12 protein-coding genes are annotated in these 12,221 nt (G+C 71.9%); 5 read left to right on the forward strand and 7 right to left on the reverse strand.

The window, feature by feature from the left end:
• The first annotated feature begins 60 nt into the window (after positions 1 to 60).
• From ABD774_RS11570 to ABD774_RS11585, 4 genes are all read left to right on the forward strand, one after another.
• Positions 61 to 1,059 (forward strand): DUF4870 domain-containing protein, encoded by a 999-nt coding sequence (locus ABD774_RS11570; RefSeq protein ID WP_345041217.1) that lies wholly within the window; start codon positions 61 to 63, stop codon positions 1,057 to 1,059.
• A gap of 187 nt (positions 1,060 to 1,246) precedes the next feature.
• Entirely contained in the window at positions 1,247 to 1,882 is a 636-nt protein-coding gene (locus ABD774_RS11575; RefSeq protein ID WP_345041220.1) for a thioredoxin-like domain-containing protein, read from the forward strand.
• Between the two features lie 4 nt (positions 1,883 to 1,886).
• The gene (locus ABD774_RS11580) at positions 1,887 to 2,624 is read left to right on the forward strand and encodes a DUF305 domain-containing protein (protein WP_345041222.1); all 738 of its coding nucleotides are present in this window, start codon (positions 1,887 to 1,889) and stop codon (positions 2,622 to 2,624) included.
• A gap of 59 nt (positions 2,625 to 2,683) precedes the next feature.
• Complete coding sequence (locus ABD774_RS11585; protein WP_345041224.1) at positions 2,684 to 3,910, forward strand: MFS transporter; 1,227 nt, start codon at positions 2,684 to 2,686, stop codon at positions 3,908 to 3,910.
• A 294-nt stretch (positions 3,911 to 4,204) separates the two neighbouring features.
• On the opposite strand, the gene ABD774_RS11590 is transcribed toward ABD774_RS11585, so the two are convergent.
• From ABD774_RS11590 to ABD774_RS11620, 7 genes are all read right to left on the reverse strand, one after another.
• Complete coding sequence (locus ABD774_RS11590) at positions 4,205 to 5,146, reverse strand: dihydrodipicolinate synthase family protein (protein ID WP_345041226.1); 942 nt, start codon at positions 5,144 to 5,146, stop codon at positions 4,205 to 4,207.
• Between the two features lie 234 nt (positions 5,147 to 5,380).
• The gene (locus ABD774_RS11595) at positions 5,381 to 6,094 is read right to left on the reverse strand and encodes an ABC transporter ATP-binding protein (RefSeq protein ID WP_345041229.1); all 714 of its coding nucleotides are present in this window, start codon (positions 6,092 to 6,094) and stop codon (positions 5,381 to 5,383) included.
• Positions 6,091 to 6,945 carry an ABC transporter ATP-binding protein gene (locus tag ABD774_RS11600; RefSeq protein WP_345041231.1) on the reverse strand — a complete coding sequence of 285 codons (855 nt, stop codon included), beginning with the start codon at positions 6,943 to 6,945 and terminating at the stop codon, positions 6,091 to 6,093. Before ABD774_RS11600 ends, ABD774_RS11595 begins: the two co-directional genes overlap by 4 nt.
• Complete coding sequence (locus tag ABD774_RS11605) at positions 6,942 to 8,099, reverse strand: branched-chain amino acid ABC transporter permease (protein ID WP_345041233.1); 1,158 nt, start codon at positions 8,097 to 8,099, stop codon at positions 6,942 to 6,944. Before ABD774_RS11605 ends, ABD774_RS11600 begins: the two co-directional genes overlap by 4 nt.
• A gap of 5 nt (positions 8,100 to 8,104) precedes the next feature.
• The gene (locus tag ABD774_RS11610; protein WP_345041236.1) at positions 8,105 to 8,998 is read right to left on the reverse strand and encodes a branched-chain amino acid ABC transporter permease; all 894 of its coding nucleotides are present in this window, start codon (positions 8,996 to 8,998) and stop codon (positions 8,105 to 8,107) included.
• Between the two features lie 73 nt (positions 8,999 to 9,071).
• On the reverse strand, positions 9,072 to 10,250 hold the full coding sequence (locus tag ABD774_RS11615; RefSeq protein WP_345041238.1) for a branched-chain amino acid ABC transporter substrate-binding protein: 1,179 nt from the start codon (positions 10,248 to 10,250) through the stop codon (positions 9,072 to 9,074).
• 163 nt (positions 10,251 to 10,413) lie between these two features.
• A complete protein-coding gene (locus tag ABD774_RS11620) occupies positions 10,414 to 11,145 on the reverse strand; it encodes a GntR family transcriptional regulator (protein ID WP_345041240.1) in 732 nt (243 codons plus the stop codon).
• Positions 11,146 to 11,211: 66 nt separating this feature from the next.
• Between ABD774_RS11620 and ABD774_RS11625 the strand changes: the two genes are divergently transcribed.
• Positions 11,212 to 12,213: a proline racemase family protein gene (locus ABD774_RS11625; protein ID WP_345041242.1), complete on the forward strand. Its 1,002-nt coding sequence runs from the start codon at positions 11,212 to 11,214 to the stop codon at positions 12,211 to 12,213.
• Positions 12,214 to 12,221: the final 8 nt, after the last annotated feature.

Below are 12,221 nucleotides of genomic sequence, written 5' to 3' on the forward strand. Positions count from 1 at the left end.
CTGGAATCCTTGAGACGACCGGCGAGCGCGCCGGTCACGACCGCAGAAGTGGTGAGCCACATGTCCAGCAGCTACCCCGGACCGAGCAGCGCCCGTACCCCGGACCGCTCCGACGACGACGGCGGGCAGTCCGCGGAGGCGCCGCGCGACCCCGAGAGCCCGGGCTACCACCAGCCGGGCGAGCCGGCGGTCGGCGAGCCGGGTCCCGCGGACACCGGGACCACCGCAGGCGGTGCGACGTACGGCCAGGGCACGGTTCCCCCGCCGCCCGGGTCGGCCGGACAGGGCTGGCAGCAGGACGCGAGCTCCGCCGGGCACGGGCAGGGCGGGTACGGGGCCGGGTACGGGGAGCCGCAGGCCGGCCAGGGCGAGCACCCCGGGTACGGCGCACCCGGCGACGCGGGCGCCCAGGGGTACGGCGGGAGCGAGGCCTACGGGCCCAGCGGGGCGTACGGGCAGGGGCAGCCCGGCGCGGCGCCGCCGCAGTACGGCAGCTTCCAGCAGGGACAGTCCGGGCAGCCAGGCCAGTACGGGCAGCAGGGCCAGTTCGGCCAGCCCGGCTACGGCCAGCAAGGTCAGTACGGCCAGCCCGGCTACGGCCAGCAAGGTCAGTACGGCCAGCCCGGCTACGGCCAGCAGGGCCAGTACGGCCAGCCCGGCTACGGCCAGCAGGGCCAGTACGGCCAGCCCAGCTACGGGCAGCCGGGCTACCAGGCCGCCGGCCCGAACATCATGAGCGACGCCGACCAGCGACTGTGGGCCACCCTCACCCACCTCAGCGGGCTGATCTTCCCGCTGGTCGGCCCTCTGGTGGTCTGGCTCGTGCTCCGCGAGCGGGGCGCGTTCGTCGAGGACCAGACCAAGGAGGCGCTGAACTTCAACATCACCCTGGTGATCCTCGGCGTCGTCATCTCCATCATCTCCGTGATCACGCTGGGCATCGGGGCGGTGCTGTACCTCTACTACATCGCCGCCGTGGTCTTCATGATCCTGGCCGCCGTCGCTGCCAACCGCGGCGAGCGGTACCGCTATCCCCTCACCATCCGGCTCGTGAACTGAGGGCACTCGCCGCGGATCTGCGGCCGCGCCGGCGTCTGTCGGCACGGTGCCGTCCGGCCGTCCGCCAGTCGGCCGGGATGCCGTGGTTTCTGTCACGCTGTCCCGAAAATCGGGCGCGGCGGGTTAGTGTGGTCGCGCCTAGTTGAACCAGCAACCGTCGTCGCGCGGCCGGCTGATGAGGAGACCCGTGAGCAAGCAGCGTCACCAGGAGCGAGCCGAGAAGGTCGCGGCCATGCGCGCGGAGCAGCAGCGCAAGGACCGCAAGAACAAGATCCTGATCTTCGGGACCACGGGCGTGGTCGCGGTGGGGCTGATCACCGCCGCGGCGATCCCGCTGGTGAACCAGGCGCAGCAGAAGGCCGAGATCGAGGCCGCGGCGAACGCGCCGATCGAGGGCGTCGAGGAGACCACGGACCTGACCTCGAACCACGTCGAGGGCACGGTGGACTACGCGAGCGCGCCGCCCGTCGGCGGGGACCACAACGCCGTCTGGCAGAACTGCGGTGTCTACACCGAGCCGGTGGTCGAGGAGCACGCCGTGCACTCCCTCGAGCACGGCGCCGTGTGGATCGCCTACTCGCCCGACCTCGCCGCGGACGACGTCGCCACGCTCGCCGCCAAGGCCGAGAACGAGCCGTACGTGCTCGTCAGCCCCTACGAGGGTGCCGAGTCCCCGATCACGCTGAGCGCGTGGGGCTTCCAGCTCGAGGTCGACGACCCCGCAGACCCGCGTATCGACGCGTTCCTCGAGCGCTACCTGCAGGGTGAGCAGACCCCCGAGCCGGGCGCGGCCTGCTTCGGCGGCACCGGCACCCCGGTCTGAGCAGATGACGACCTCCCGGCCTACCTCGCAGGAGGCGCCCACGCAGGACGCCGCACCGCAGGAGCCGCAGGGACCGCGGGAGCCTGAGAGGACCGCCGCGCCGTCGGCACGGCTGGGCGGCCCACTGCTGGCGGCTGTCGTCGTCCTCGTCGCAGCGGTCGCGGCGGTGGTCGGTCTGCTCGTGGGCTCGCGCCTGGGCGCCGTCGACGCCACGGAGCACCCGGCCGAGGGCTCGGTGGACGTCGGCTTCGCCCGGGACATGCAGGACCACCACGGCCAGGCCGTCCAGATGGCGACCCTCGTGCGGGACCGCACGGACGACGAGGCGATCCGCAGCATCGCGCTCGACATCACCCTCACGCAGCAGCACCAGGCGGGCCAGATGTTCGCCTGGCTCGAGGACTGGGGCCTGCCCCAGAGCTCGACCGAGCCGCCGATGCTGTGGATGGCGGACCACGCCGACCACGCGGACGCCGTCGCCCAGGGCGGCCTGATGCCCGGGATGGCGACCCAGGCAGAGCTCAACCAGCTCGCCGCCGCCAGCGGCGAGGAGGCGGAGCGGCTCTTCCTGACCCTGATGATCGAGCACCACCAGGCCGGCGTCGACATGGCGGAGTACGCGGTCGACAAGGCCGAGGAGGACGTGGTCACGCACCTCGCCGCGACCATCGTGCAGTCCCAGACGGCGGAGCTGACGGTGCTCGAGGAGCTGCTCGAGGCCCGCGGCGGCCCGCTGGAGTGAGCCGCCGCTCCGGCCCGGGCGCCGGTCCGGGCACACGGCGGTGACCTAGAGTCGCAGCCGTGAGCGAGCCGCCGAAGAGTCCCCGCGGCGGCCTCCTCGTCCCCGGGACGCCCGCCCACCGGCGCGCGCTGCTCGCGCTCTTCGGCACCGGCGTCGCCACCTTCGCCCTGCTGTGGTCAGCGCAGCCGCTCCTCGTCCTCATCGGCGAGGAGTTCTCCCTCGCCGCCACCGAGGCCAGCCTCCTGCTCTCCGTCGCGACGGCGGCCCTCGCCGTCGCCGTGCTGCCGCTCGCCCGGCTCTCCGAACGGCTGGGCCGGGCGCGGGTGATCGGCGGCGGACTCGCCCTGGCCGTCCTCGCCGGGGTCGCGCTGGTCGCGGCCGACAGCTGGCCCCTCGTCCTGGCGCTGCGCACCCTGCAGGGCGCAGCCCTGGCCGCGGTGCCCGCGGCAGCCCTGGCCTGGGTGGCCGAGGAGGTGCACCCGACGGCGGTGACCCGGCTGGGCGGCCTGTACATTGCCGGGACGTCCATCGGCGGGATGGGCGGGCGCCTCCTCGCCGGCGGCGCGGCCGAGCTGTGGGGCTGGCGCGGCGCGCTGCTGGCGATCGCGGCGCTCTCCGCCGTCGTCGCCCTTGCGGCGCTGACGCTGCTTCCGCCGTCGCGCCACTCCGGCCTCCACAGCCCTGCCGTCCCCGTGCGCGACGGCGACCCGTACCGTTCCGCGCGACTGCGCCTCTACGCGGTGGGCGGCCTCGGCATGGCGATGTTCGTGGGGATCTACAACGTGGTGGTCTACCGCACCTCCGCCGAGCCGTACTCCCTCGGCGTCGGGCTGGGCTCGATGTTCTTCCTCACCTACGCCGCCGGCACGCTGACCTCGGCGCAGGCCGGCCGGCTCACCGCCCGGTTCGGCGTCCGCGCGGCGATCCTCGCGGGGCTGGCCATGTGCGCGGCCGGCGTCGTCGTCACGCTTGCTGCACCGTTGTGGACGATCTGGGCCGGGCTGCTCCTGCTGGCCGCCGGGTTCTTCGTGGCCCACGCGGTGGCCAACTCCACCGCCGCACGCCTGGCGCCCCGCCCCTCCGCGGCCGCGGGGCGGTACACCCTCGCGTACTACCTCGGCTCCTCGGTCGGCGGCGTGCTGCTGGGCCAGGCGTGGGACCTGGGCGCCTGGGGAGCGACCGCGGTCGCCGCCCTGGTCATCATCGCCGTCGCCGCCCTGGCCGCCGCGGGGCTGCCGCACCGGCCACGGACGGGAAGGGCCACCGCCGGCCGGGCCGTGGGCTGACCTCACCTGCGTCAGCCGCCCCGGCGGCGGGCTGACCGTCGCCTGGCCAGCCCGCCGCGCGGCGGCCTGCCCCCCGCGCGTGGGCCGTCACTTCCCGCCGTCGGCCGGCCCCCCGTGCCCCGGGACAGCAACGAGATCGAGGTTCCGGTTCGAAGATGAACCAGAACCTCGATCTCGTTCGGGCGGAGCGCCGGCGTGGACCGGATCGGCACGGGCGTCGCCCTGACCGGTCGAGCGTGGGCGAAGACCGCGGGCCGGAGTGCCGGTGGGACGGTCGGCCGGACGTCGCCCCGACTAGACCGACGTGGGGCTCAGCCGGGAGAGCGCCTCGAGCGCCCGCTGGGTGTCGGCTCGCACCTGCGCCTCCATCTCGGCGCTCAGCGCGGTGCGCGGCGGGCGGCACGGGCCGCCGTAGCGCCCGACCATGTCCATGCCGAGCTTGATGGCCTGGACGAACTCGGTCCTGGAGTCCCAGCGGAAGGCCGCGATGAGGCTGCGGTAGATCTCGCGGGCCTCGTCGTAGCGCCCCTCGGCCATGTAGTTGTAGACCGCGACGGTCTCGGACGGGAAGACGTTGGGGTACCCGCCGAACCAGCCGACCGCGCCGTCGACCATCAGCTCGAACAGGACGTCGTCGGCGCCGGCGATGACGTCGATGCTCGTCCCGGCCGCCTCGCAGGCGTCGTTGATCTCGAACGCCCGGCGCACGTCGGCGCTGAACTCCTTGATCGCGACGACGTTCTCGATCCCGGCGAGCTCGGCGACGAGGTCGGGCACGAGGTCGACCTTGGTGTCGAACGGGTTGTTGTAGATCATCATCGGCAGGCCGGCCTCGGAGACCTTCTCGAAGTGCTCGACGATCCCGCGCCGGTCGGAGCGGTACATCGTCGGCGGCAGGCACAGCACCCCGTTCGCGCCGTCCTCGGCCGCGAGCTCCGCCCAGTGCTTGGCCTGGTGCCAGCCGGGGCCGTGGACGCCGGCGACGACGACGCCGCGGTCCCCCACCGCCTGCACGGCGGTCTGGACGACCCGGCGGCGCTCCTCGTCCGTCAGCGAGGAGTACTCGCCGAGGGAGCCGTTCGGACCGACGCCGCGGCAGCCGTTGTCAATCAGCCACTCGCAGTGCGCGGCGAACCGGTCGTAGTCGACCTCAAGGCCGGCCGGTGCCGCCGGGTTCTCCTTGTACGGCAGCGCGGTCGCGACGACGACTCCGCCGAGGTTGAGCTCTCGTGCCATGCCAACACCTTTCTCCTGCCGCCGGGCCGCGGTGCCCAGCAGTAATATGTGACACTGTACATGTGGTTGTGGGTGGTTGCCCAGTGGTTGTGGACGGGCGTCCAGTCAGGTTCGGACGGTTGCCCAGAGCCCGTGCCGGCGGCGGCCGGTACCGGCGCGGGCGGTTGCCCACTGCCCGGGTCGGGCCGGCCGCGGCGCCAGGGCGCGGCACTCCCGGCGCCCGGGCCCGGGCGGTCAGCCCATGTAGGCCTCGATGATCGCCTTGTCCTTCGCCAGCTCGGCCGCCGGGCCGGACAGCGACACGCGTCCGGTCTCGATGACGTACGCGCGGTCGGCGATCCGCAGCGCGGCCCGGGCGTTCTGCTCGACCAGGAGGACGGTCGTGCCGCCGTCGTTGATCTGCTTGATCAGCTCCATCACCTGCTTGACCACCAGCGGGGCCAGCCCCATCGACGGCTCGTCGAGGAGGAGCAGCTGCGGCTTGCCGACGTAGGCGCGGCCGATCGCCAGCATCTGCTGCTCGCCCCCGGAGAGGGTGCCGCCCTGCTGCGCCCTCCGCTCGGCCAGGCGCGGGAGCATCTGGTAGACCTCGTCGATCCGCCCGGCGAGGGCGCGCTGGTCCCCGGTCTGGTAACCGCCGAGCTGGAGGTTCTCGTGCACGGTCATCGTGGAGAAGATCCGGCGCCCCTCGGGCACCTGGATGAGGCCGTCGCGCACCAGGTCCCACGGCTTGGCGCGGGAGATGTCCCTGCCCCGCCACGTCACGGTGCCGGTGTGCGCCCGGAACAGGCCCGAGATCATCGACAGGGTCGACGTCTTCCCGGCCCCGTTGTTCCCGAGCAGCGCCACGATCTCCTTCTCCCTGACCTCGAGGGTCAGCTGCCGCAGCGCCTTGACGCGACCGTAGAAGAGGTCCACGTCCCGCAGCTCGAGCTCCGCCGTCGTCATGACTCCTCGCCCTCCTCCGCACCGAGGTAGGCCTCGATGACCTGGGGGTTTCTCCTGACCTCGTCGGGCGTGCCGTCCGCGATCTCGCGGCCGAAGTTCAGCACGATGACCCGCTCGGAGATGTTCATGACCAGCCCCATGTCGTGCTCGATCAGGACCACCCCGATCCCCATGTCCCTGATCCGGCGGATGAGGGCGATGAGGTCCTGCTTCTCGCTGTGGTTCAGGCCCGCGGCCGGCTCGTCGAGCAGCAGCATCTTCGGCTGGGACGCCAGCGCGCGCGCGATCTCCACGCGGCGCTGCTCGCCGTAGGGCAGCTGCGAGGCGAGCAGGTCCTCGTCGAGGGAGTACCCGACGAAGTCGAGCCATCCGCGCGCGTCCTCGACGCACTGGCGCTCTACGCGCCGGTAGCGCGGGGTGTGGAGGATGGCGTCGAAGACGTTCTGCGAGATCCGCGCGTGCATCGCCGTCTTGACGTTGTCGACGACCGTCATCTCGCGGAACATCCGCACGTTCTGGAAGGTCCGGCCCATGCCGAGCTTGACGATCGAGGACGGCAGCTTGCGGATGATGCTCTCGCCGTCGAACAGGATGTCGCCGGACGTCGGCCGGTAGAAGCCGGTGATGCAGTTGAACGCACTGGTCTTGCCGGCACCGTTGGGCCCGATCACGGAGATGATCTCGCCGGGGTAGGCGTCGAACGTCAGCCCGTCGACCGCCTTGACCCCGCCGAACCGGAGCCTCAGGTCCCGGACGGACAGCAGCGGCGTCCGGCCGTCCATCTGCGGCCGGTGGACGTCCGCCGCCGTGGCGGGACCCACCGCCGCCACGGAGGTCTCCTCGGCGCTCATGCCAGCTCCTCCGACCTGTCGACGTTCTCGGAGGGTTCGCCGTGGTCGGTGAATCCCTCACGTGGGGAGCGGCCCCGGGCCCGGAACCGCAGGAACGGCAGCACCGCCGTCGAGGGCCACAGGCCCTGCGGACGGAAGAGCATCATCAGCACGAGGAGCACCCCGAAGACCAGGTACCGCCAGCTGGAGAAGTCACGCAGGAGCTCGGGCGCCAGCGAGATCACGAGCGCGCCGATGATCACGCCCGGCGTCGAGCCCATGCCGCCGAGCACGACGGCCATGAGCAGCAGCGCCGAGTTGAGGAAGACGAACGACGTCGGGCTGATCGCCGTCTGGTGCGCCGCCATGAGGATGCCCGCCAGCCCGCCGAAGATCGCGCCCATGACGTAGGCGGCCAGCTTGGCCAGGTAGGTGTTGATGCCCATCGCCTCGGCGGCGTCCTCGTCGTCCTTGATCGCGCGCCAGGCGCGGCCCAGCCGCCCGCGGCCCAGCCGGGAGACGGCGAGCACCGTGAAGGCGCCGCCGGCTATCACGGCCGTGTAGTACAGGAGGATCTTGCCGTTGAAGTGGATCCCGAACAGGTCGAGCCCGTCGCGGAACGACCAGCCGAGGAACGAGAAGGTGGGGATCCCGCTGATCCCGGACGGCCCGCCCGTGAGCTCGAGGTTGTTGGCGGTGAGCCGGATGATCTCGCCGAAGCCGAGGGTGACGATGGCGAGGTAGTCGCTGCGCAGCCGCAGGGTCGGCCCGCCGATGATGAGGCCGGCGCCGATGCAGGCGACGACGACGAACGGGATGGTGAGGACGAGCGGCATCTCGTTCGTGGCCAGGACCCCGGAGGTGTAGGCGCCGACGGCGAAGAAGGCGTAGTACCCCAGGTCGAGGAGGCCGGCGTAGCCGACGACGATGTTCAGGCCCATCGCCAGCATGATGTAGATGAACGCCGACGTGCCGATGGAGATGACGTACGGCGAGGCGTTGATGAACGGCAGCGCCAGGGCGAGGAGGAGCAGGACGGCGCCGACCGCGGACATGAACCGCCGCGGCTCGCGCAAGCCCCGCGCGGGGGCCGGGCGGACGCGGGTGGGGGCGGGCGGCTGGATGCGGTAGGTCAGGCCGCGGACCGACCGGGTCTCTGGAGCTCGGGTGGTCATGGCGGTCACATCCGTTCCACGACGCGGGCACCGAGGATGCCCGTGGGTCGGAGGGAGAGGAAGAGGATCAGGCAGGCGAAGGAGAAGACGTCGCGCCACTCGCCGCCGAGGAAGGCGGTACCGAACGACTCCAGCAGGCCCAGCAGGATCCCGCCGAGCATGGCGCCGTAGAGGTTGCCGATGCCACCGATGACCGCGGCGGTGAAGGCCTTGAGGCCGATGACGAACCCCATGAGGAAGTCGACGGTCCCGTAGTAGGCGCCCGCCATCACGCCGGCGGCACCCGCGAGCGCGGACCCGATGAAGAACGTGCGGGAGATGACGCGGTCGACGTTGACGCCCATGAGCTTCGCGGCCTGCGGGTCCAGCGCGATCGCGCGCATGGCGCGGCCGTCGCGGGAGCGCATGACCAGGAAGTTCAGCGCCACCATCAGGAGGCCGGCGACGGCGAAGAGGATGAGCTGCGGCAGCGTGATGCGCGCGCCGAGAAGGTTGAACGTCTCCCCGGTCAGCCGCACCGGGTACACCCTCGGGTTGGGGCCCATGATCTGGCGGACGCCGTACTCCAGGATGAAGGAGACGCCGACGGCGGTGATGAGCACCGCGAGCCGGGGGCTGCCGCGCAGCGGGCGGTAGGCCACGCGCTCGACGAACACGCCCAGCAGGCCCGTGAGGACCATCGCCACGAGCAGGACGAGCAGCAGCGACATCAGGCCGCCGCTCGCGACGAGGCCCGTGACGGTGGAGAACAGGAGGAAGCCGGCGAAGGCGCCGACCATGTAGACGTCGCCGTGAGCGAAGTTCAGCAGCTTGATGATCCCGTAGACCATGGAGTAGCCGAGCGCGACGAGGGCGTAGAAGGAGCCGACGAAGAGTCCGTCGACGACGAGCTGGAGCACGCGCGTTGTCCTCTCGGAGGGAGAAGGTGGAACGGCGCCCGGGCGGGCCGGCGGCCCGCCCGGGCGGTGACGGTCAGCCCTGCAGGTCGTCCTTGAGGACGAACTCCCCCTCCGGCCCGACCTCGACGATGGCGAAGCCGCCCTCGGAGAGGGTGCCCTCCTCGGTGAACTTCAGCGGACCGGAGAACAGCTCGAGCCCGTCGATGCTCTGGATGGCCTCGATGAGCGCCTCGCTCTCCGTGCCGCCGGCCTGCTCGATGCCCTCGGCGACGACGCGGACGGCGTCGTAGGCCTGGGTGGAGTAGGGGCCGGGGCCCTCGCCGTAGAGCTCCTCGTACTTGGTGATCCACTCGTCGGCGCCCTCGAGCATGTCGGGCGTCTGGGTGAACGTGCCCTCGACGCCCTGGGCGGCGTCGCCGGCGATCTCGGAGAACTTCGCGTCGACGGTGCCGTCGGCGACGAGCAGCTCGCCGTCGTACCCGGCGGCGGCCAGCTGGGAGGCGATCAGGCCACCCTCCTGGTAGTAGCCGGTCCAGTACACCATGTCCGGGTCGGCCGAGAGGATCGAGTTGACGTTGGCGGAGTAGTCCGACTCCCCGGCCGTCACGGACTCCTGCAGCACGACCTCGATGCCCGTGCCCCCGGCCTGCTCGGCGACGGCGTCGGCGAGGTCGGCGGAGTAGTCGGTGTTGTCGTCGACGAGGGCCAGGCGCTTCACGCCCTGCTTCTCCGCCCACGCCAGGGCGGCCTGCGCCTGCTGGTCACCGGTGCCGTTGATGAGGAAGACGCCGTTCTGGTCCGCCTCGACGAGCTGGTTGGAGTTCGCCGCGGGGATGACCATCGGGACGCCGGCGTCGGCGAAGATCGGGAGGGTCGGCAGCGTCGCGCCGGAGCAGTAGCCGCCGACGGAGGCGACGATGCCGGAGGTGATGAGCTTGTTGGCGGCGGCGGTGGCGCTGGTGGCGTCGCACGCGTCGTCCTCCGTGACGAGCTCGAGGTCGCGGCCCAGGACGCCGCCGGCCTCGTTGATCTCGTCGATCGCCATCTGGGCGCCGTTCTCCATGTACGGGCCGAAGGCGGCCTCGGACCCGGAGAACGGGGCGAGCATGCCGAGGACGATGGGACCCTCCTCGGTGCCCTCGTCCCCGCCTCCCGTGACGCCGCCGGAGCAGGCGCTCAGTGCGATCGCCGAGACGGCGCCCACGGCCAGGATGCGGAGCTGCGGACGACGCCGCCGGGAGTGGTTGGTCATGGTCGAGTCCTTCCGAAAGACGACTGTGTCTTGCCGCCCGGACTGCCGGACGATGGGGTGTCACACATTACATACCGCAGAGCCGTCCGCCTACCGTTTCTCCTGCCGAGACACAGTTGTGACTCGGGCGGAGCCCGTCCGGAAACGGGACCGGACGCCGCCGTCAGTCGCCGGCGGGCTCCGGGTTGCCGGACCACCAGCCCAGCACGTGGCCGATGTGCCGGTGCATGAGCGCCTCGACCCCGGCGGCGTCGCCGGCCTCGAGGAGGTCGAGCAGCCGCTCGTGCTCCTGCGCGGACTCGCGCAGCTGCTCGGTGTGCAGGAGGCCCGACAGCCCGGTCAGGCGGGTCTGGCGCCGCAGGTCCGTCACCAGGGACACGAGCCGGCTGTTGCCGGTGAGCGCGAGCAGGTTCCGGTGGAAGTCGATGTCGGACGCCAGGTACGTCGCCAGGTCCCCCTCGCCGGCCGCCTCGACGATGCCGCGCGCCTGCGCCCGCAGCCGCTCGCGCGGCGCCTCGGGGAAGTCGCCGGCGAGGTCGCGCACCACCGGGACCTCGATGAGCTGGCGCAGCTGGACGAGCTCCTCGAGGTCCTTGCGGGAGACGTCGGTGACCCGGAAGCCCTTGTTGCGGACCGGCTCGACGAAGCCGCGCTGCTGGAGGTTGATCATGGCCTCGCGCACCGGCGTGGCGGAGACGTCGAACTTCGTTGCCAGGCCCGGCACCGAGACGAGCTCCCCGGGGGGCAGCTGGCCGGAGACGATCGCGGCCGCGACCGAGTCCTCGACGTGGCTGCGCAGGCTGGCCGCGTGGACGACCGGGGCGAACGGCGTCGACATGTCGACCTCCGAGAAGGATGGGGTGCTCGGTGCGTCCGCACCAGAGATCTGTAACATGTCACACTGTATCGCCGGTGAGGGCAATCTCGCCGCGACTTCAGGAACGCTCGCTGAGAGGCAACGATGCGCACGAGCAAGGTCTTCCACGCCGTCGACTCGCACACCGAGGGCATGCCGACCCGCGTCATCACCGGAGGTGTGGGGGTGATCCCCGGCGCCACGATGGCCGAGCGGCGCGTGTGGTTCGCCGAGAACGCGGACGAGATCCGCACCCTGCTCATGTACGAGCCCCGAGGCCACGGCGCGATGAGCGGCGCGATCCTCCAGCCCCCCACCCGCCCCGACGCCGACTACGGCGTGCTGTACATCGAGGTCTCGGGCCTGCTGCCGATGTGCGGCCACGGCACGATCGGCGTCGCCACCGTCCTCGTGGAGACCGGCATGGTGCCCGTGACCGAGCCCGTGACCACGGTGCGGCTGGACACCCCGGCCGGTCTCATCGTCGCCGAGGTCCAGGTCGAGGACGGCGCCGCGAAGGCCGTCACGATCCGCAACGTGCCCTCCTTCGCCCACACCCTCGACGGGCGGGTCGAGGTCCCCGGCCTGGGCACGGTGGACTACGACCTGGCCTTCGGCGGCAACTTCTACGCCGTGGTCGACCTCGAGGCGCTCGGGCTGCCGTTCGAGCGCGCCGCGAAGGACCGGCTGCTCACCGCTGGCCTGGCGATCATGGACGCCATCAACGCCGAGAACGAGCCCGTCCACCCCGAACGGGAGGACATCCGCGGTTGCCACCACGTCTACCTCAAGGCGCCCGGCTCCACGGCGCGGCACTCCCGCCACGCGATGGCCATCCACCCGGGCTGGTTCGACCGGTCGCCCTGCGGCACCGGGACCTCCGCGCGCATGGCGCAGCTGCACGCGCGCGGCGAGCTGGGCCTGCACGAGGACTTCGTCAACGAGTCCTACATCGGCACCCGCTTCGTCGGCCGCCTGGTCGAGGAGACCGAGGTCGGCGGACGCCCCGCCGTCGTCCCCACGATCACCGGCCGCGCCTGGGTGACCGGCACCGCCCAGTACTTCCTCGACCCGACCGACCCGTTCCCCGCCGGGTTCCTGCTGTGACCGACCGA

It is taken from the genome of Georgenia daeguensis (genome assembly GCF_039537705.1).
In the GTDB taxonomy this organism is placed as follows: domain Bacteria; phylum Actinomycetota; class Actinomycetes; order Actinomycetales; family Actinomycetaceae; genus Georgenia; species Georgenia daeguensis.

Excerpts from the sequence above, each read along its gene's own strand:
- ABD774_RS11570 (WP_345041217.1), top strand. The coding sequence starts at position 61 with ATGTCCAGCAGCTACCCCGGACCGAGCAGCGCCCGTACCCCGGACCGC.
- ABD774_RS11580 (WP_345041222.1), top strand. The coding sequence starts at position 1,887 with ATGACGACCTCCCGGCCTACCTCGCAGGAGGCGCCCACGCAGGACGCC.
- ABD774_RS11590 (WP_345041226.1), bottom strand. The coding sequence starts at position 5,146 with ATGGCACGAGAGCTCAACCTCGGCGGAGTCGTCGTCGCGACCGCGCTG.
- ABD774_RS11595 (WP_345041229.1), bottom strand. The coding sequence starts at position 6,094 with ATGACGACGGCGGAGCTCGAGCTGCGGGACGTGGACCTCTTCTACGGT.
- ABD774_RS11600 (WP_345041231.1), bottom strand. The coding sequence starts at position 6,945 with ATGAGCGCCGAGGAGACCTCCGTGGCGGCGGTGGGTCCCGCCACGGCG.
- ABD774_RS11605 (WP_345041233.1), bottom strand. The coding sequence starts at position 8,099 with ATGACCACCCGAGCTCCAGAGACCCGGTCGGTCCGCGGCCTGACCTAC.
- ABD774_RS11615 (WP_345041238.1), bottom strand. The coding sequence starts at position 10,250 with ATGACCAACCACTCCCGGCGGCGTCGTCCGCAGCTCCGCATCCTGGCC.
- ABD774_RS11620 (WP_345041240.1), bottom strand. The coding sequence starts at position 11,145 with ATGTTACAGATCTCTGGTGCGGACGCACCGAGCACCCCATCCTTCTCG.
- ABD774_RS11625 (WP_345041242.1), top strand. The coding sequence starts at position 11,212 with ATGCGCACGAGCAAGGTCTTCCACGCCGTCGACTCGCACACCGAGGGC.